Below are 20,133 nucleotides of genomic sequence, written 5' to 3'. Positions count from 1 at the left end.
TTAAGCTCCTCCTATTCATTAAACACCAGAATATGCGTTAAATCCTCCATCAATCGGTAATACTACACCATTTATAAAGCTAGATGCTTCTTCGCTTACTAGGAATAATAATGCACCAATAAGTTCTTCTGGTTTACCAAAGCGCTCCATAGGTGTCGCATTGATGATTTTTCTAGAGCGATCAGTGTAACTTCCGTCTTCATTTAATAATAATGCTTCATTTTGTTTTGTTAATAAAAATCCTGGTGCAATCGCATTGACGCGAATATTAGTTTTAGAGAAGTAAACACTTAACCATTGTGTAAAGTTACTAATTGCTGCTTTAGCACCACTATAACCAGGAATTTTAGTTAATGGTGTAAATGCGTTCATAGATGAAATGTTGATAATTGATGCTTCTTCTTTATCTAACATATCAGTTGCGAATACTTGTGAAGGAATAAATGTACCTAAGAAGTTAAGATCCATCACAAATCCTACGCTCTTTTCATCTAAGTCGAAGAATGTCTTACCTTCTTGATCAAGTTGGCCTTCAAAACGTTCATCATCAGTTGTACCTTTTGGAGAATTTCCGCCAGCGCCATTGATTAAAATATCAACGCTACCGAAAGCTTCATTAACTTCTTGTTTTACTCTTTCCATGTCCGCTTTTTTAGTGACGTCTCCTAAAAATACTTTAGATTCTCCACCTAATGCTTTGATTTGATCAACTAAACCATTATTATCATCTGCAATTCCAACCATAGCGACTTTAGCGCCACTTTGTGCTAATGCTGTTGACATCGCACTTCCAAGTACGCCTGTTCCGCCTGTAATTACTACTACTTTGTTAGTTAAATCTATATTGAAAGGTAATTTCATAAATTGATTTCTCCTTTAGTTTATTTGTTAGTTTTACTAACTGCTTCATATAACCCATTTAAATATGTTGCACCTAAGGCACGGTCATACAATCCATAACCTGGTTTACCTGTTTCGCCCCATATCATACGTCCATGGTCAGGTCTAATTGGTCCTTCATATCCGAAATCATACATTGCTTGAACGACTTCATACATATCAATAGATCCATCTTCAGATAAATGACCAGATTCTTGGAATGATTTGTCACCAATTAATTTAACATTACGTGCATGTACAAAATGAACACGGTCTTTTTGGCCGAAATAACGTAACATATCTACAAAGTCATTTTTTCTATCTGCACCTAAAGAACCAGAACACATTGTTAATCCATTACTTCTAGAATCATATAAGTTAATGAATCGTTCTAAGTTTTCTTTGTTAGTGATGATACGTGGTAAGCCAAAGATATTCCAAGGTGGATCGTCCGGATGTATCGCCATTAGAACGTCTTCCTCTTCAGCGACCGGAATGACTTTTTGAATAAAGTAATTTAAGTTTTCCCATAATTTTTCTTCATCCACTTGTTTATAATCTTCAAATAATTGATTTAAGTCTTCTTTTGTATAACTTGAATCCCAACCAGGTAATGATAATTCACCACTTAGTGGATTCATTTTTTCAACATCTTTCTCATCATAAATTAAGCATGTAGATCCATCGTCTAAGCGATAATCTAATTGAGATCTTGTCCAGTCGAATACTGGCATAAAGTTATAACATACTGTGTTAATACCGACTTGTCCTAAATTGCGTAAAGTTTGGCAATAATTTTCAATATATTTATCTCTTGTTGATTTACCTAATTTAATATCTTCATGTACTGGTACACTTTCAATCACAGATATTTCCATACCTGCATCTTCCACTTCTTGTTTTAATGCTTTGATTTTATCTAATGGCCATACCTCTCCAACTGGCACATCGTATATCGCAGTTACAATACCTTTCATCCCTGGTATTTGTTTAATATATTCTAAGCTAATGGGATCATCTTTCCCATACCATCTAAATGACATTTTCATAATATTGTCCTCCTAAATAAGTTTGAAATAATGATATGCATTGTTATAACAGATGTTCTCAATCATTCGTTGTAACAATTGATCATCATTTGGAATTTCACCTTTTTCTACTAAATCACCTATAAAAGTAGATAAAATTCGTCTAAAGTAATCATGTCTTGAGTATGAAATAAAGCTTCTTGAATCAGTAAGCATACCTACGAAATGCATTAATAATCCTTGGTCTGCTAATGATGACATTTGGCGTAACATACCTCGTTTTGTATCATTAAACCACCAACCAGCACCGTGTTGAACTTTACTTTGAATACCAGGTTCAGTTTGGAAGTTTGCAATCGTAGAACCTACAATATCGTTATAAATTGGGTTTAAATTATATAAAATTGTTTTTGGTAAATGATTACCTTGTTCCATCATGTCTAACGTTGCGTTTAAATGATACGCTAAGTTGTCTTGATCTCGGATAGAATCAAATCCAGCATCTCTACCCACTTGTTCAAACATTTTAGTATTGTTATTTCGGATAGCGCCAAAGTGAATTTGCATTACCCAACCATGTTCATGATAGGCTTTACTTAATTCGTTCAAAATAAATGTTTGGAATTGGAATGCTTCATATTTTGAAACGTCTTCATTATTTATAGCCTTATTGAAGATTGCTTCAATATCTTGTGTTGTATAACTTTCAAAATGTATTTCTTCTAAACCATGGTCAGCAAGACGTCCGCCTTTGTCATGGAAGTATTGAATACGTTGATTTAACGCATCTACAAATTGAGATGGATTATCTATTTTATGTGTTAAGCCTTCTAATTTTTGTATTAAATCAGTAAATGCTTTGTCACCAACTTTGAACACATCATCAGGTCTAAACGCTGGTAAGACTACAGTTTTAAAATCGTTTTGTTCTTTAATTTCATCATGATATTTTAAGTCATCTGTTGGGTTATCAGTTGTACAAATCAAATTAACATTTGAATTAGTGATTAATGATTGTGTCGTCACGTTATGTTCTTTTAAATAATCATTTGCTCGGTGATAAATCTCTTCAGCATTGTCACTTGTTAATAAGTCTTCAATTTCAAAATACATTTTTAATTCTAATTGTGACCAGTGATATAGTGGATTGCCAATTGAATTTTCTAATGCTTCAGCCCACTTTTTAAATTTTTCAAGTGGTTCAGCGTCTCCAGTAATATATTTTTCTTCAATACCTTGCGCTCGCATTGCACGCCATTTATAGTGATCACCACTTAACCATAAGTCGGCAATATTATCACATTTAACATTATCACTAATTTGCTTTGGATCTAGGTGACAATGATAGTCGTAAATCGGCATTTCTTTCGCGAAATCATGATACAAATGTTTAGCTGTTTCATTTTCTAGCATAAAGTCTTCGTTAATAAAAGCCATCCTATATACACTCCTTTATATTTCTTCTCTTAATGCAAGTTCTTTTACAATTTGTTTATGGCGTTTATCTGTTAATGGATACCATATGAAGAAGATGATTAGTGCTAGTAAACACGCCACTGCTGGTACTGCAAAGAATAATATTTTAAGACCTTGAATTGTACCAGCTGATTGTTCTACATTTGGTTTATATCCTATTAATGTTAAAGCTAATCCAGGAACAAATCCTGCAAGTGCTTGTGATACTTTTCTTGTGAAACTGTAACTAGAATACGTAATACCTTCAGAACGTAATCCAAATTTCCATTGTCCATATTCAACAACGTCAGCAATAAATGCCCAAATGACAGTGTTTGGAATAACTAAGAAGAATTGTGCAATAGTATTCATTACTAAGAACATGATGTGGTTTTCACTAAATAATAGGAAATTTATAGATTCGAATACTACAAAACCACCAATACCGATAAGTGCTGTTGCTTTTTTACCCATTTTTTTACTAATAAGTGTTGTTGCATATAATGCAGGTAATAATACAACAAAGTTCAATGTACTTACTAAACCTACTAAATTAGGTTCATCTAATACATATTTAAAGTAGTAAAGCTGACAAGATTGAATTAAGAACATTGACATGATTGTTAATAATGTAAAGATTGCTAATACTGCAAATGCTTCGTTTTTCACTAAGTTAAAGAATGCTTTTTTATTAAGACCTTTTTCTTTAGGACGTTCAACAACGTGACGTTCTTTAACACCTTTATAGCAAATCAAATGGAATATAACACCGAATACTGCTAATCCAGCAACAACTACTGGATAACCTATAGCATGGTTATCAAATTTTGATACTAATGGTATAACGACAATTCCTGCTATAAATAATGCACTTTGTGAACCTAAGTTTCTAAATACAGACAATTGTGTTCTATCATCTGAGTTCATTGTCATAGCAGCAGATAATGAACCGTAAGGAATGTTAACAACTGAATATGCGGCATTGAATAGTAAGTATGTAGCAAATGCCCACACTACTTTTCCTGTATAACTAAAATCGGGTGCAGTAAATGATAAGACCGTTACAATTGCTAATGGTACAGTTCCATATAAAATAAATGGTTTGAATTTACCTTTGGGACCAATATTACGTCGTGAGTCGACGATAGTACCTACACCAGTATCAACAAATGCATCAAATATCTTTGCTACCAAAAATACAAGACCACCATAAAATGCTGAAATACCTAAAATATCTGTAAAGAACATCATTAAATAAATTTGTCCCATGTCAAACATCATACCGTTACCTAAGTCACCAAAACCGTATGATAACTTTTCTTTAAATCCTAAAGCAGGTTCTGCAATATGATTAAGCTTTTTAACTTTTCTACTTTCTCTTTTTTCAACTGTGTCTCCCATAATCGTGCCTTCTTTCTATCTATTAATGTCTCGGTTACTTTGAATAGACGCGTAAATATTTTCTAGACTTGCATAACTAAAATCACCAAATATATTGTGTTTATAGCTCATGTTATAAATTCCAAATTCAACAATTTTTGCTAAATTCCATTTCTGCATAATCCCATAAATGACACCTACGCTAAATGCATCCCCAGTTCCTAATCTATCCAATATATCGACATCTATAGGATCAGTTTTTACTATCTGATTCTGTGTAGATAGAAATCCTTGTAAGCGGTTTCTTTTATGGCTAAAAATTTTTCTCTGTACAAACGCAATATATTTAATATTGTATTTATCGTGAATTTGTTCTAAATATGGTTGTATTTCCTCAATGTCAGCCATTCTATCTAATCCATCTTTTTGGTCATGTCCTTCATTGTCTGGCAATGCAATTGGTTCATAACCGAAGACTAAATCCACATCATATAATATGTCTGACATTTCTTTTCTAGCTGTTTCAAAATCCCATAAAGCAGCTCTAAAATTCAAATCGCAACTTACAAATAGACCTAGCTTTTTGGCTACTTTTACAGCTTTTTTCAAAAATTGTAATAGCTCGTTATTCAAACCAGCTGTAATACCTGTTATGTGGAACCAATCATGCCCCTTTAGTATTACTTCGATATCATCATCACGATGATAAAATTGACTAAATGTACTCATTTGACGATCATAGATAAGTCGATGTGCGCGTTGTGCATATCCACTTTCAGTAAAATAGAGTCCTAACCTTCCTTCTGCTTGGCTCACATGCTTTGTATCAACGTTATACCGTTTTAAGTTTTGAATGATTTGGTTTCCTAAATCATTGTTAGGTACAGCGCTAATCATTGCAGTATCAACGCCTAATCCTGATAATCCTATGGCGACGTTCATTTCTGCGCCACCGTAGTACGTATCAAATGATTGAGCTTGATTGAAGGTTTGATGATTCGGTGTGCTTAATCGCATTAAAATTTCGCCAAATGTGATGAATGACATCTCATCACCCTCTTATTTTTTTGAATTTTTCGACAAATTTTTGTGTGTTTTCTTTGATAACTGAATCGTTACCGTCTTTGGAACCTTTCATTAATGCACTACCAATTCCAACTGCATACGCACCTTTTTGATACCAGTCTTCCATGTTATCTAATGACACGCCACCAGATGGCATTAATTCAATATGTGGAATAGGTCCATGTATATTTTTAATAAAATTAGCTCCTAATAAATCTCCAGGGAATAATTTTACTAAATCAACACCTGTTTCCATTGCTTGAACAATTTCTGTGACTGATCCACAACCTGGTAAATAAGGTATTGAATAACGGTTACACATTTTAGCAATTTCAGGATCAAAGTGTGGACTAACTACATATTCTGCTCCATTTAAAATAGCTAATCGAGCGGTAGTACTATCTAAAACTGTACCTGCACCAATCACTACATCGTCATGTGTTTGATGTTGATTTAAATATTGAATAACTTCTTCAGCTTGTGGTGTTGTGAAGGTAATTTCGATATTGTAAATACCGCCTTCTATCATTTGATTTACAGCTGCGATAGCATCATCTTTACTTTTACCTCTTACAAAAGCTACAAGGTAATTTTCATGTAAACGATTTAATATCTCTGCTTTTTTCATTTACTCAGCTCCTTGCTATTTAAAAAGTTTTTTTCTTCGCCAACCCAACTTCATTATATTTCCAAATGAGAAAACGTCAATTCAGTGTAAACTACTAGGAATTAATAAAAAATAAAAACCCTCTCATCCAATCTTAAAAAAGTGTTGGTATCAAAGGGTTTTTAAAATATGCTCATTTTCAGTGTGAATTCAGTGAATGAAACAACTAGCCGTACTAAATTGCATTTGAGAAGCATAATTTTATATGATTTTTTGTAATTTTTTTAAGTCTTTTATAAAATTTTGACGTTATTTTCAGAAAAATCAGCTATTTGCATATTTTTCTTTGTGTTTAACTAGTGAAAAACAAAAATGAATGATAATTTTAAAATGTAATGTAAAAGTTAAACAAAATCATAAACATTTACGTTATGTAACTTTTTCATCGTTTTCACCATTGTAAGATTTTTTATATTCTAAGGGCGCAAGTTGATATTGTTCCTTAAAACATTTTGAAAAATAGCCTTGTTGTTTAAAACCTACATAGTTTGCTATTTCTTCAATTGTCATAGGCGTATTGATTAATAGATCTCGTCCTTTTTCAACACGTAGTTTCATAATGTATTGAGACATAGACTGACCTGTTTCTTTCTTAAATAATCTTGAAAGATATGATGGCGCCAACCCAACTAAATCAGCCAATTCTTCTAGATGTATCGGGTGGTCTAAGTTAATTTTAATATGTTGAATGACTGTGTTGATATTAGAACTATAATTTAATGATGTTACATTTAATGCTGTTCGCGCATAATCACTGATCATTTGTTTTGAAACCATTTCTAATGTTTCGACATCCATAGCATCATCAATTTTAGCAGCATAATATGCTGATAGTTCATTGATGATGAGTAAATTCACTTCTGCTTTTTCTATACTTTTACGGCATAGCGTATTAAGCAGATAGGCTTTGTATTTTTGATTTAATAAATCATCTTTTACACGCCTAATACCGGAAACCGAAACTTTCATTACGGAATATAGATTTAACGCTTCATCAATATTGCCATTTTGAATTGCTGTTAGCATCTTATTCTCAATGTCATAAGCTGTTTTGATTTGGTTAAATGTATATTCATATTGTTCTTTGTCGTGCGAATGGGATTCAGGATTACGGTGAAAACTAAAATCTAATTCTTCAACTTTATAATTTACATTTCTATTTTTCAAATATCGTACTGTTAGACGCCCCATTTTTAATGCTTGGCTATATTGACAAACAGGTATTTGTAAAAGGTATTGTTTTAAAATTGATAATTTAGAATATTTAATTTGTACTTGTTGTAACATCTCATGACATCTTTTTTCATTAGGACGTTGATGTAAAAAAGGTCCGAGAATGACAACTCGATTATATTTTCTATACTTAAATAATAAAAAATTAACATCAAATTGATTCACATAATGATAAATACAATCACTTTTCATATTTTCTAAAAGTTTCTTTAACTCTAATTTGTATTTTTTACTTTTAGTATTGGTAAAAGGAGACTTTAAATGGTTACTGATATTTTTAATATCGGATAAGTCATAATGATTTATATCAACCATTAATAATTCAAATGCATGAACTTTTAAAACATCAAAAATTTGTTGATTCAACATAATAATCACCTTCACTTAAGACTATAAACAGAATGGAAAGGATTGAAAAATTTGAATTATTCACTAGAACATTTTCAACCTCAACATGACTATCTCATTTGTGTAGATTCAGATGGTTGCGGAATGGATACAATGACGATTAAACATGAACGTGCTTTTGGTCCAGCCCTACTTGATATTTGGAACTTGGACGATATAAAAGACGAAGTACTAGAACGTTGGAACCAATTTAACCTATATGAAATCACACGAGGTATTAATCGATTTCAAGGTCTGGAAAAAATGCTCACAGAATTACATGAGCAAGGTCGTACAGTTGACGGCTATCAAGACATTAAAGAATGGGTAGACAACACTTCAACATTTTCTAATCCTCAATTAGAACAAGATATGAAAGCGCATCCAGAAAAGAAAGGACTACGCTTAGCTTTAGATTGGTCTAATCGAGTAAATGAATTAATCGTGAAATTACCTAGTATAGGTCCATTTGATAATGTACATTCTGCTTTGAAACATGCACATAAAGATGCAGATATTGTTATTGTATCATCTGCCAATTTAAAAGCAGTAGAAACTGAATGGACAGAGCATGAACTTACACCATTTCTTTCAAGTATATTTGCGCAAGAAGCAGGCACTAAAAAGCATTGTATTAACCAACTAAAACCATTTTACAAATCTGGCCATATTTTAGTATTAGGAGATGCCAGAGGAGATTTACAAGCAGCTCAAGACAACCATGTTCATTTTTATCCAATATTAGCGGGACATGAAGCACAATCTTGGTATGACCTAGATCATACTTATATCGATTTATTTACTAATAATCAGTTTGATAATACTATTCAAGACCGTGTAATTCAACAATTTTATAATAATTTTGACTAAGGAGTGGCTTATTTATGGTAAAAGTAGATCTAAAATCTAAACCTTATAATCTTAACGATCAACAAATTCAATGGGTAGAAAATACACTATCAGAACTTACAGATGAAGAAAAAATTGGTCAATTATTTTTCAATTTATTCTTTTTAGAAGACGATGCAAACTTTAATGATAATGAATTAACAAATAAAGATATTCTTGATAAATACCATATTGGAGGCGCAAGATTCCAAGGTGGCAATGGACAACAAGTACAACACTTACTTAACGATTTACAACATAACAGTAAAATCCCATTACTCATCGCTGCCAATTGTGATTCAGGTGGTAATGGCGCTTGTAAAGACGGTACTTACATTGCTTCTGCAGCTCAATGTGAAGCAGCTCAAGATACTAAAGTTGCATATAATGCAGGATATGTTTCTGGACAAGAATCTAGTGCATTAGGTGTAAATATCAACTTTGACCCTTGTGTTGATATTCTTGAAAATTGGAGAAATACTATCGTTAATACTCGCGCATACGGAACAAATGCTGACACAGTGATTAAATATACAAATGCCTTTATCGAAGGCTTTAACCAAACAAAAGATATGATTACATGTATCAAACATTTCCCAGGTGATGGCACAGAAGAACGAGATCAACACCTTGTTTTAGGCGTAAATGAAATGACTCCAGACGAATGGGATCAAAGTTTCCGTAAAGTATATGCTAATCACATTGATAATGGCGTTGAAATGATTATGTCTGGTCATATCGCACTACCTCACTACTCTAAAAAATTAAACCCAGCTTTAAATGATGAAGACATTTTACCAGCAACATTATCTAAAGAATTAATTACAGATTTATTGAAAGATGATTTAAACTTTAACGGACTTGTTGTAACTGATGCGAGTCATATGTTAGGTATGACAGCTGCGATGAAACGTGAAGATTATGTACCTCAAGCCATTGCTGCTGGTTGTGACATGTTCTTATTCTTTAACGATATTGAAGAAGATTTTAATTTCATGCTTAATGGTTATAAAAACGGCGTTATTACTGACGAACGTTTAAATGATGCTGTAAGACGTATTCTTGGATTAAAAGCAAAAATTAATCTACATGAAAAACAAGCTAATAACACTTTAGAAAAAGATGAAAAAGCATTAGAAGTTGTTGGTTGTGATAAACATATTGAAATACAAAAAGAAGCAGCTGATTTAGGTATTACACTAGTGAAAAATACACTTAACCAATTACCTATTCGACCTGAAACACATAAAAACATTCGTCTTTATGTTATTGAAGGTGAAAAAAATGGATTGTACAAATCTGATGACTCACTTACAGATAATTTAGTAGATATCTTAGAAAAACGAGGCTTTAATGTAACAGTAAACGACGGTTCAACACGTATTAAAGGTAAAACTTTAGAATATCGTGATGAAGTTGATGCTGCTTTAGTATTTGCCAATATTGTAGGTTACGCTGCTGAAAACAACTACCGTATCCGTTGGTCAACTGCTATGAGTAATGAAATCCCTTGGTATGTACATGAAGTACCAACAGTATTCACTTCACTTAACTTCACAACTCATTTACATGACGCAACAATGGTTAAAGCATATATCAATGCTTATCATTCAAATCAAATCAGTTTAGAAACAGTGGTAGATAAAATCATGGGAGAATCAGACTTTAAAGGGGTACCAAACGACCTAGTTTGGACAAATAAATGGCAAGCTAAATTATAGAAGTTAGTGGGATTTCTGCTTAATATGCTTGTTATAGAACAAAAAACAGTATAAGAATAAACCCTAGAAAAATAGCCAGTAAATGAGTTTTATAAATTCATTTACTGGCTTCTTTATTTATAATACTTCGCATTATTGGCTCCCTATGTCCAACCTGCTTTGCTTGTAGAAACTGGATAAACCAGTTTCTTTGTGTTGGGTCCCTTCTTAGGGGACAGCTTCAGCCAGAAATACTACACAGATAAATCTGTAAGGATTTCTAAGGTCTTCAGCTTGTCCTGTTCCCTCAAGAGTCTCGCCAAAATGCTCCGTATTTATATGTAAATTGAAACTAAAAGATGCTCCAAGATAAAATCCTTTGTCCAATTTGTACATAAATGATATGTCACAACACCTTAATGAAATCCATGAAATAACTACTTTTATTTTTGGAGATTGATTTATAGAAATTAAAAAAGTCTAATTAATTTATTTCATGATTTAGTAACGAATCTAGTTTGGGCTTTTGTTGTTTTAATGAAGTTTGGCTTAAATCTATAAAATGGGATTTCTGCCACTGTTGTGTTTTAAAGGCCGTAGTATTTAAATCTGTATCCCAAGTTGGATAAACACGAAATGCCATCTTACCTTTATGGTTCATATTTCTTAAAATGCCTTTGGTTAAAAGGGTCTTCTTATCAAACACAAACATGCCGTTAAGTTCCTGATCAAAAATGTGAATAATTAAATAGTCACTCATTTTATCAAAATGTATAGGTATATTTTGATGATTTTTATCCTTCTCCCATAGAGTTACAAAATAGCCCTTTTTCTTTGGTGTCTTTTTGCCCAATCTACTTTTAATACGATATTGAAACAATTCAAATTCCATCGCTTCATATTCTTGATTCCACTCTTCGACTTGAACTGTATTTACTATTTTAGTTTGATAAATATTTTCCAATTCTTGCAATGGTGTTATTGACTGAAATGATTCAAGATTTTTTGCCATTTGCTTTACCTTTATTCCTTTTATTGATTTCATTACTTTTATAAATTAGATAGCCTGCATTTATTACTGCAACGATAGCAATGATAATAGCTAAAATTAAATGATTAAAAGTCACTCCTAAAGCAATCACTACCATTAACAATACATTTAATAAATTCGAAATTATAAATCCTCTATCTTTCATATTGAATTGCCCCTTTGTTTAAAATTATTCGTGAATAATAATACCTTCATCCGTAGTTTCAATTGTAGAATTTTTAGGTGCCTGTATCATTTTAATCACCCAATAAAAGTCACCAACGCAACTACCAGCATGGAATGTCGCAAAAAATAAGAATAAAAATTTAGGTAATACTCCTGAATAAAGTGCAATGATTAAAATCATAGTTATAATCATAAAAGGTGCGATTGCGCTTATTAAAAAAGTCATTGGTGTAAATTGGCCACCTGGAATTGCACAATAAATCATTCCACTTGAATAACCAAAATGCACTTTTTGATGAGGTGAAAATAACTTGAAAAAGATACCATGTATACACTCATGAATAGTAAATATTAAAATATATAAAATAATAATACTCAATATATTAATTATGGCCGAGTCATATAAAAACTTTGTGGTTGTACTTTTTTCTATCAACCAAAATATAAGCCCAAAGCCAATAAAAGATATAATCATATACTGAGAAAACTGTTTCATTAAATTTTCATTATTCAATATATCAATACGTTGCAATCATACTCTCCCCTTTGTTTATATTTTGCATTTCATTGTTATATTCAATATACAGTATACATGTCATTTTGACAAATATACTTGTCAAAATGACGCAATTAATATACACTCAAATTAACAAGGAGTTGATCCACTTGAGAAATCGGCTTAAGGAATTACGAGCTCGTGATGGTTATAACCAAACCCAATTAGCAAAAAAAGCTGGGATTTCCAGACAAACAGTGTCTTTGATAGAAAGAAAAGATTTTACACCATCTGTGCTCACAGCGTTAAAAATCGCCAAAATATTTAACGAACCTGTTGAAAACATCTTTATCATTGAGGAGGAAGATTTATGAAAGTAGGTAGATATCTGTTACTAGTTTTACTTGGAGGTATTATCGGAGGAGCTGCTGGCTACTTAATACCAACCCTTAATGACATGGGTTTCTTTAATAAAATTCTTTTTACCAATCAAAATTCTATTATGGTTGTTTGTTTCATCGCGACATTAATTAATATTATCTTAACTGTAATTTTGTACAGAGAGTTAAAAAATTCTGTTTATTTTAAAAATAAAATAAACAATCCTGATAATAAATATAGCGAAGATGAATCCGAAGAAAAATCTAATTTGAAATTTTTAAATGCCAGTTTTATATACTACTTTCAAATTTTAATTAGTTTAATCTTTTTATTAATTCTTGTTATAGGAAATATTAAAGATATTTATGTATTATTTGCTATTATCCCATATATGATAACAGTCATTCCTGCTCTTCTAATAGGGTTATATGCCAGAAAAGTCGATGAACGTTATCCAAAACTAGGAGAACATAAATATACTGAAAAGTTATTATCAATTATGGACGAAGGAGAGCGTCACATAACTCTTACATCAATGTTTAAAACTTATCACATTAATTTAGTTCTAATCATTGTATTTGCTATCTTTTTAGCAATCCATTCAATAAGCTCTGGTATTAATCAAACAATGGGTGTAATATTTCTTATTGTTTTATTTATATATAATGCATTTGGCTATCTGTCTAAAGTTAGAAAATTTTATAAATCTTAAATGTAATTACCATACTTTTAAATATATTTTAGAAAGTGAGGCATATTCATGGAACAACTTTTAAATGTTCAAGATCTTAATAAGTCTTATAAAGATTCAGAATTTCGACTTTCAAATATTAATTTGTCGATTACACCTCAAGAAGTTGTAGGATTAATCGGTAAGAATGGCTCAGGGAAGTCTACCCTCATCAATACTTTAGTAGGCAATCGTCATAAAGATACAGGAGATATTTATTTCTTCGACCAAAAAATTTCAAATAATGATCTTTCATATAAAGAACATCTTGGTGTCGTCTTTGATGATTTACGCGTACCGAATAAACTTACTTTAACTGATATAGATAAAGTCTTTAGTAATATTTACAAAACTTGGAAAAGTGATCGTTTCTTTTCAATAATTAAGCAGTTTGAATTGCCAACTAAAAATCAAATTAAATCATTTTCAAGAGGTATGCGTATGAAATCTGCTTTAGCTATTGCTTTAGCTCATGATAGTCATCTACTAATACTTGATGAAGCAACAGCAGGTATGGACGCTTCAGGTCGTGAAGAAGTCATTGAAATATTAGAAGATTTTGTAGCTGAAGATAATGGTATATTAATTTCTTCCCATATCTCTGAAGATATTGAACAATTAGCCACTAAACTCGTATTTATGAAAGATGGATGTATTATTTTAGAAGAAGATAAACGAACATTACTTGAAAATTACGGAGTTTTAGACGTTGATGAAGAGCAATTCAAAGTACCTAATGAAATGATAGTTGCATCTCGAACACGACAAAATAGAATAATCGCATTAGTTAATAATTATCATCAAATTGAAGGTGCAGAGCCACTTTCTAGCATTGATGATGCGACAAAAATTTTAATGAGAGGTGAACAATAATGAAAGGTCTATGCCTTAGCATGCTTTATACAGCAAAAAAATCATTAATCACTTATTTCATTGTTTCTATCGTTGTATCTTTATTTATGGCTTTAACAAGTCCATTAATATCTTGCTTTATTTCAATGTTATTTCTCATTTCACCAATCTCAGATAATTTAAAACATGAAAAAGAATCAAAATGGATGTATTATGTATCAACATTACCTACAGGTCGTAATCTTTATATCAAAAGTTACTTTCTTTTAAATTGTATTTTAATAGTAATAGGACTAGTAATTGGTACAGTATCACTTACGATTATTAATCATAATCTAAATATAATCATAGCATCTGCTCTTATTGGCATAGGAGCTGCTGGCACATATGCTGTCGCATTTCCATTAACTTTTAAATTTGGTCCTGAAAATTCAAATGCTGTTTTAACAACAACGGTTCTTATTGTAATGCTATTCTATTTCATTGTAGTATTTGCCTTTGTATTCCCTGGTATGGGTGGTGCAGATAATATTGAAAATGTATTAACACCTTTCAATCAAGTTGTACTAATCATTTATGCATTATTTGGTATTATGACAACAGTAATTTCATACATTTTATCTATTAAGATTTTCAACAAGCAAGATTTATAAAATCAAAGACTAGGTAAGATTGGGCTAACCTTATGATTATGCCCTAATCTCGCCTAGTCTTTTTTCTATGATTGCCATTCTGATTTTAATAAACTATATACATAACTATCTGTAAATTTTCCTTGTACACATTCTTCACTTCGTAATTTTCCTTCTTTTGTAAATCCTAATCTTTTTGGAATAGCTTGGCTTTTCGTATTTTCCACTGAAGCTCTAATTTCCACACGGTTTAAATCCAACTCATTAAATGCATAATCAATAACCGCCTTAGTACATTGCGTCATAATTCCTTTTTTCTGATGACTTTCACCTAAATAATAACCAATAGACGTTTTTCTATTAACAGTATCGATATAATGTAAGCCAATCACACCAACTAATTCATTTTCTGACCAAATGCCACAGTGGAATCCATTACCACTAGCAAATTGTTGTAATGCTGCTTGAATAAATTTCTGACTGTCTTCAACTTGATTTGTATATTCTACAAAAGGTAACCATTTTGCTAAATACGCTCGTGATTGATCTATAAGTTTAAAAAGTGCATCCGCTTCTCTTGTTTCTAATATTTTTAAAGTCACTTCATCGTTTACCTTAAATCCAAACATGCTTTACACCCCATTTACATTATTGTCACACAATTCTGTTAATTATCAACATTTTAACATATGCTGTGGATAACTCAAATTACATATCAAACCCCTGATATAACAGTGTTTTAAAGAATATCAATCAAAATCTATCCACAGCCGTGCCAATTATCCACGCCTATAAAAAATCTCCATAATCAATTCATTGTTTACATAAAAATGAATCAACTATGGAGATTGTTAACATTTAATTTGGAAAAGTATCTGGATTAAAACCGCCTTCCCATTTGCTGATAGGCCAATACCTAAACATAACTTTTCCTACAATCTGCTTTTTATCAATTAGCCCAACGTCATATCTACTATCTATACTGTTCTGTCTATTGTCCCCTAATACTAGATACTTATCTTTAGGAATTTTAGCATGCCCTTTAGCACCTTTCAGTGTCTTGGAATTAAAATCTTCTGTTAAATATTTGCTTACTTTATTCTTTTTATTTTCTTTCAAATAAGGCTCTTTTATTTTTTTATCATTTATATACAGTTGATCTTTTTTATATTTAACAGTATCACCAGGTTTACCAATTAACCGTTTAATATAATCTTTTTTAGCAGTAGCGTGAAAAATAATAACATCCCCTGAATCAATGTGATTCAATGTTTTCGAAATTTTATTCACTATAACTTTATCTCTATCTTCAAAAGTGGGATGCATTGATTCTCCCGATACCGTATATGAAGTACCGATAAATACAGTTAGAATGATAGCTATGATAATACCTGTCGCTAAGGTAATAATCCACTCAACTAATTCTTTTCCCATATAAGCTCTCCTCGCATTTATTAATCACTATTCTACAACACCATTTTTTATTTTAATGTGCTGTCCTTTTTGCACTTTGTCGTACTGTTTTTTAGGTAAAACCACAACACGTTTACCTTGTTTAGTATCCACTGTGACGGTATATAATTTTTCTCCATCTTTCATTTGATGCTTCAACTTAAATTAAATTTTCATATGTAAAATCAATTAATTCTATCATTACATAACTTAATTATTTATTTCAATTATATTTACAAAAACTAAACTTTTATTTTTTATTATTAGTTAATCCTCTATAAAAATTCAAAAATCCACTATCCCTTCCCTCTTAAATCTAACCTTTCAATGCTGTAAGTTTGGTAGCGTATTTTGTAAGTTTAGATAAAGGCTGGAATATCTTATTGCTCCTAAAATTAAGATATAAGCAATAAGGAGTGATAACATGTCAATTTTACAAGTCGATCATTTATCAAAAATTTATGGTAAGAAGAAGCAATATCAAGCATTGAATGATATTAATTTTTCAGTTGAAAAGGGAGAATTTGTAGCAATAATGGGGCCTTCAGGGTCTGGTAAAACAACATTGCTCAATGTTCTAAGTTCGATTGATACAATTTCAAGCGGCTCAGTCATTGTTGACGGTCACAATATTAGTCAATTAAAGAATAAACAACTTGCACAATATCGTAAAAAGTCATTAGGATTTATTTTCCAAGATTACAGTGTATTACCAACTCTCACGGTTAAAGAAAACATTATGCTACCTTTATCAGTTCAGCATTACGGCAAAAAAGAAATGGAACAATCTTATCAAGAAGTCACTGAAGCATTAGGTATTCATGACCTGGGAAATAAATATCCAAGTGAAATATCAGGAGGTCAACAACAACGAACAGCCGCTGCCAGAGCATTTGTGCATAAACCGAAGATTATTTTTGCCGACGAACCAACTGGTGCATTAGATTCGAAAAGTGCGAAAGATTTACTCAACCGTCTTGAAGAAATGAATCGTACATTCCAATCAACAATTATTATGGTCACACATGATTCAGTCGCAGCGAGCTTTGCCAAACGTGTCATTATGTTAAAAGACGGACATATTCATTCTGAAATAAACCAAGAAGAAGATTCTAAACAAGATTTTTATCAAAACATTATTCAACTGCAATCTTCTTTAGGTGGTGTAGCGAATGTCATTTAATCAAATTACACTCAAAAATTTAAAAATGAATATAAAACATTATGGTATGTATTTATTTTCATTGTTATTGAGTATCATATTATATTTTAGTTTTACGACATTACAGTTCACTGACAGTATTAATAATGATCAGTCTTTAGCTATTATTCGAAAGGGTGCATCAGTCGGCTCAATATTTTTATTTATTATGATAGCGATTTTCTTAATGTATGCCAACCACCTATTTATTAAAAGACGTACTCAAGAATTTGCGTTATTTCAGTTGATAGGTTTTACTAGAAATAATATTTTAAGAATGCTTTGTGTCGAACAGATCGCTATTTTTGTAATAACTGGATTATTGGGCATCGTTTTAGGTATATTTGGTTCTCAATTTTTACTATATGTTGCATCTAAGTTAATGCATTTAACAGTAAAATTATCTATTAATTTTGAACCTATGGCTTTAGCATTAACATTATTTTTATTACTCACTGCTTTTATACTTATTTTATTTCAAAGTTATTTATTTTTGAAAAAACGCAGTATATTGGCATTGATGAAAGACCGCCGTCAAACTGAAACTACAAAAGTTAAAATTACATTTTTAGAAGTATTAAGCGGTATATTAGGCATTGTCATGATAGTGTTCGGTTACTATATAGCGACTGAAATGTTTGGTACATTTAAAAAATTAACATTTACTATGACTTCACCATTCATCATATTATTTTTAACGGTCGTTGGTGCCTATTTATTTTTCAGAAGTTCTGTATCACTCATTTTTAAATCATTGAAACATTTCAAAAATGGTCATGTATCTATTACGGATGTCGTGTTCACTGCTTCAATTATGCATAGAATGAAGAAAAATGCGATGTCGCTTACTGTTATTGCAGTGATTTCAGCGATCACGGTAACTGTCCTTTGCTTTGCGACAATAACTCAGGAAAATAGTAATAATACTTTCCAAACAATGTCACCACAAGATTTTGATTTTTCATCCAAAAAACAAGCACAACAATTCAAACAGCAATTAGATAAAAATCATATCGGATATAGCACTAAAACGTATGAGTCTATTTCAGCCGAAACAATAGAAGATAAGGTGATGACGTTAAAAGATGATAGTAAAAGTATGTCTGCCAAAAACGTTTTAGTACCTAATGATCAACTTAAAGGCACCAATGCAATTATTACAAATACTAAAAATACACCAGGTATGATGCAAATTAATTTAAATAAAACCGTTACTGTCGAAGGTAAACAACAACAAACGTTTAAAGTAACAAAAGAGGATAAAGAAACAATGCTTCCCCTTGATTTGACGACTAATATGCCAGTAATTGAAATTAGCAGGGCCGAATTTAATAAATTGAAGACAAATGACATCATGCAAAATATGTATGGCATCAATATCAAAGATCATACTGATATGAAGAAAGCAGCAGCTATTGCTAAACAGATCAATCCTGAAATTCAACCACGCGATGAAGTTAAAAAACTCTTAGATTCAACCAATGGCATATTAATCTTTGTCACATCATTCCTAGGTTTATCATTCCTTATCACTGCCGGTTGTATCATTTATATTAAACAAATGGACGAAACCGAAGATGAGATTGATAACTTCCGTATTTTAAAACGAATTGGTTTCACTCAAATGGATATGTTGAAAGGACTCGGATTGAAAATTATCTTTAATTTCGGTTTACCACTTATCATTGCTTTATTACACGCACTTTTTGCAGCAATTGCGTTTATGAAATTGATGGGTAACGTCTCTTACACACCTATTATTGTCGTAATGGTCATATACTCTCTCGTCTATTTCGCATTTGCACTCATTGCTTTCATACATTCAAATCGCATTATTAAAAAAACGATATAAAATAAAGGAGAGATTTATAATGAAATTCAAAGACTTAATCAAACAATCATATGAGGATTTAAAAAATTTAAAAGTGAACTTATTTAATGTAGTGATGCTCACACTTATAATCATAGTACTAAGTAGTGCTATCACACCGATTGCAGGTATTCCAGTCGGATTATTAGGTGGCGCTTACTTCTTAAAACGCAGAGATGAAAAAAAGAATTTATAATATAAAAAAAGTGTGTGCTCATTATTCATTGAGCGCACATGTTTTTTGATTTGATCATATTTTATAGCTTGGAATATTTAAATATATAAACATTAGCTACCACTTTACATGTTTGTTATATTGGGATTATTAATACATATTAAGGAGTTTCCTTATGAATCAATATCAAGAGTTTTTAAATCATCCTGATAGTTTTATCTTTATATTGTTTATATTTTATCTTATCGCAAGTTTATTTTTCTTTACTTTAACAGTTTTCATAGGTTTAAAACCTGTATCTTTTAAAGAAAAAATCATAACAATACTTGTTTTAACAATTATTCTGACACTTACGTTAACAGGTTTGTCCTACGTCATCATTCATTAGTTGTCATATATTTATGCTACTTGCTATTTAATAAGCGAGTAGCTTTTTTTTTGAATCA

Annotated in this window: 23 protein-coding genes; 10 read left to right on the top strand and 13 right to left on the bottom strand. The window is 31.3% G+C overall.

What is annotated here, in order from left to right; all coding sequences use genetic code 11:
- Nucleotides 1-18: 18 nt before the first annotated feature.
- From Q4528_RS05860 to Q4528_RS05830, 7 genes are all read right to left on the bottom strand, one after another.
- The gene (locus tag Q4528_RS05860; RefSeq protein ID WP_029056610.1) at nt 19-861 is read right to left on the bottom strand and encodes an SDR family oxidoreductase; all 843 of its coding nucleotides are present in this window, start codon (nt 859-861) and stop codon (nt 19-21) included.
- A gap of 20 nt (nt 862-881) precedes the next feature.
- On the bottom strand, nt 882-1,928 hold the full coding sequence (uxuA, locus tag Q4528_RS05855) for a mannonate dehydratase (RefSeq protein WP_303520821.1): 1,047 nt from the start codon (nt 1,926-1,928) through the stop codon (nt 882-884).
- A gap of 12 nt (nt 1,929-1,940) precedes the next feature.
- A complete protein-coding gene (gene uxaC / locus Q4528_RS05850) occupies nt 1,941-3,344 on the bottom strand; it encodes a glucuronate isomerase (RefSeq protein ID WP_046467331.1) in 1,404 nt (467 codons plus the stop codon).
- Between the two features lie 15 nt (nt 3,345-3,359).
- Nucleotides 3,360-4,763 carry a glycoside-pentoside-hexuronide (GPH):cation symporter gene (locus Q4528_RS05845; protein WP_029056613.1) on the bottom strand — a complete coding sequence of 468 codons (1,404 nt, stop codon included), beginning with the start codon at nt 4,761-4,763 and terminating at the stop codon, nt 3,360-3,362.
- A gap of 15 nt (nt 4,764-4,778) precedes the next feature.
- Nucleotides 4,779-5,789 carry a sugar kinase gene (locus tag Q4528_RS05840; protein WP_108000187.1) on the bottom strand — a complete coding sequence of 337 codons (1,011 nt, stop codon included), beginning with the start codon at nt 5,787-5,789 and terminating at the stop codon, nt 4,779-4,781.
- 4 nt (nt 5,790-5,793) lie between these two features.
- The gene (locus Q4528_RS05835) at nt 5,794-6,435 is read right to left on the bottom strand and encodes a bifunctional 2-keto-4-hydroxyglutarate aldolase/2-keto-3-deoxy-6-phosphogluconate aldolase (RefSeq protein ID WP_046467329.1); all 642 of its coding nucleotides are present in this window, start codon (nt 6,433-6,435) and stop codon (nt 5,794-5,796) included.
- A 408-nt stretch (nt 6,436-6,843) separates the two neighbouring features.
- Nucleotides 6,844-8,076, bottom strand: coding sequence for an AraC family transcriptional regulator (locus Q4528_RS05830; protein ID WP_046467328.1), 1,233 nt, complete (start codon nt 8,074-8,076; stop codon nt 6,844-6,846).
- A 51-nt stretch (nt 8,077-8,127) separates the two neighbouring features.
- Between Q4528_RS05830 and Q4528_RS05825 the strand changes: the two genes are divergently transcribed.
- Together Q4528_RS05825 and Q4528_RS05820 are read left to right on the top strand one after the other, a co-directional pair.
- Entirely contained in the window at nt 8,128-8,964 is an 837-nt protein-coding gene (locus tag Q4528_RS05825) for an HAD family hydrolase (protein WP_046467327.1), read from the top strand.
- Between the two features lie 14 nt (nt 8,965-8,978).
- A complete protein-coding gene (locus tag Q4528_RS05820; RefSeq protein ID WP_046467326.1) occupies nt 8,979-10,703 on the top strand; it encodes a glycoside hydrolase family 3 protein in 1,725 nt (574 codons plus the stop codon).
- Nucleotides 10,704-11,166: 463 nt separating this feature from the next.
- Here Q4528_RS05820 and Q4528_RS05815 read toward each other — a convergent pair whose 3' ends face one another.
- The 3 genes from Q4528_RS05815 to Q4528_RS05805 are packed head-to-tail and all read right to left on the bottom strand — an operon-like array spanning nt 11,167 to nt 12,430.
- Complete coding sequence (locus Q4528_RS05815) at nt 11,167-11,694, bottom strand: MepB family protein (RefSeq protein WP_046467325.1); 528 nt, start codon at nt 11,692-11,694, stop codon at nt 11,167-11,169.
- Nucleotides 11,678-11,878, bottom strand: a complete 201-nt coding sequence (locus tag Q4528_RS05810; RefSeq protein ID WP_046467324.1) for a hypothetical protein — start codon at nt 11,876-11,878, stop codon at nt 11,678-11,680. Before Q4528_RS05810 ends, Q4528_RS05815 begins: the two co-directional genes overlap by 17 nt.
- A gap of 24 nt (nt 11,879-11,902) precedes the next feature.
- The gene (locus Q4528_RS05805) at nt 11,903-12,430 is read right to left on the bottom strand and encodes a DUF3267 domain-containing protein (RefSeq protein WP_046467323.1); all 528 of its coding nucleotides are present in this window, start codon (nt 12,428-12,430) and stop codon (nt 11,903-11,905) included.
- Between the two features lie 134 nt (nt 12,431-12,564).
- Here Q4528_RS05805 and Q4528_RS05800 point away from each other — a divergent pair, with 134 nt between their 5' ends.
- The 4 genes from Q4528_RS05800 to Q4528_RS05785 are packed head-to-tail and all read left to right on the top strand — an operon-like array spanning nt 12,565 to nt 15,010.
- Nucleotides 12,565-12,768 (top strand): helix-turn-helix transcriptional regulator, encoded by a 204-nt coding sequence (locus Q4528_RS05800; RefSeq protein ID WP_046467322.1) that lies wholly within the window; start codon nt 12,565-12,567, stop codon nt 12,766-12,768.
- Nucleotides 12,765-13,487 carry a DUF3169 family protein gene (locus Q4528_RS05795; protein WP_046467321.1) on the top strand — a complete coding sequence of 241 codons (723 nt, stop codon included), beginning with the start codon at nt 12,765-12,767 and terminating at the stop codon, nt 13,485-13,487. The genes Q4528_RS05800 and Q4528_RS05795 overlap by 4 nt, the downstream gene beginning before the upstream one ends.
- Before the next feature lie 48 nt (nt 13,488-13,535).
- On the top strand, nt 13,536-14,378 hold the full coding sequence (locus Q4528_RS05790; protein WP_017636695.1) for an ABC transporter ATP-binding protein: 843 nt from the start codon (nt 13,536-13,538) through the stop codon (nt 14,376-14,378).
- The gene (locus tag Q4528_RS05785; RefSeq protein ID WP_017636696.1) at nt 14,378-15,010 is read left to right on the top strand and encodes an ABC-2 transporter permease; all 633 of its coding nucleotides are present in this window, start codon (nt 14,378-14,380) and stop codon (nt 15,008-15,010) included. The genes Q4528_RS05790 and Q4528_RS05785 overlap by 1 nt, the downstream gene beginning before the upstream one ends.
- A gap of 65 nt (nt 15,011-15,075) precedes the next feature.
- Here the strand turns inward: Q4528_RS05785 and Q4528_RS05780 are convergent, their stop codons facing one another.
- From Q4528_RS05780 to Q4528_RS05770, 3 genes are all read right to left on the bottom strand, one after another.
- Nucleotides 15,076-15,618 (bottom strand): GNAT family N-acetyltransferase, encoded by a 543-nt coding sequence (locus Q4528_RS05780; protein ID WP_046467320.1) that lies wholly within the window; start codon nt 15,616-15,618, stop codon nt 15,076-15,078.
- A gap of 229 nt (nt 15,619-15,847) precedes the next feature.
- Entirely contained in the window at nt 15,848-16,423 is a 576-nt protein-coding gene (lepB, locus tag Q4528_RS05775; RefSeq protein WP_046467319.1) for a signal peptidase I, read from the bottom strand.
- Nucleotides 16,424-16,450: 27 nt separating this feature from the next.
- Nucleotides 16,451-16,588, bottom strand: a complete 138-nt coding sequence (locus tag Q4528_RS05770) for a hypothetical protein (RefSeq protein ID WP_176745274.1) — start codon at nt 16,586-16,588, stop codon at nt 16,451-16,453.
- A gap of 277 nt (nt 16,589-16,865) precedes the next feature.
- Between Q4528_RS05770 and Q4528_RS05765 the strand changes: the two genes are divergently transcribed.
- The 4 genes from Q4528_RS05765 (at nt 16,866) to Q4528_RS05750 (ending at nt 20,075) form a co-directional block, all read left to right on the top strand.
- Nucleotides 16,866-17,624 (top strand): ABC transporter ATP-binding protein, encoded by a 759-nt coding sequence (locus tag Q4528_RS05765; protein ID WP_046467318.1) that lies wholly within the window; start codon nt 16,866-16,868, stop codon nt 17,622-17,624.
- Nucleotides 17,614-19,494, top strand: coding sequence for an FtsX-like permease family protein (locus Q4528_RS05760; protein WP_046467317.1), 1,881 nt, complete (start codon nt 17,614-17,616; stop codon nt 19,492-19,494). Before Q4528_RS05765 ends, Q4528_RS05760 begins: the two co-directional genes overlap by 11 nt.
- A 19-nt stretch (nt 19,495-19,513) precedes the next feature.
- Complete coding sequence (locus Q4528_RS05755) at nt 19,514-19,708, top strand: VraH family peptide resistance protein (protein WP_046467316.1); 195 nt, start codon at nt 19,514-19,516, stop codon at nt 19,706-19,708.
- Nucleotides 19,709-19,862: 154 nt separating this feature from the next.
- Complete coding sequence (locus tag Q4528_RS05750) at nt 19,863-20,075, top strand: hypothetical protein (RefSeq protein WP_017636704.1); 213 nt, start codon at nt 19,863-19,865, stop codon at nt 20,073-20,075.
- The last annotated feature ends 58 nt before the right edge of the window (nt 20,076-20,133 follow it).

This window comes from Staphylococcus pasteuri, assembly GCF_030547725.1.
GTDB lineage: Bacteria > Bacillota > Bacilli > Staphylococcales > Staphylococcaceae > Staphylococcus > Staphylococcus pasteuri.
This window is presented reverse-complemented; position numbering and strand designations above follow the sequence as displayed.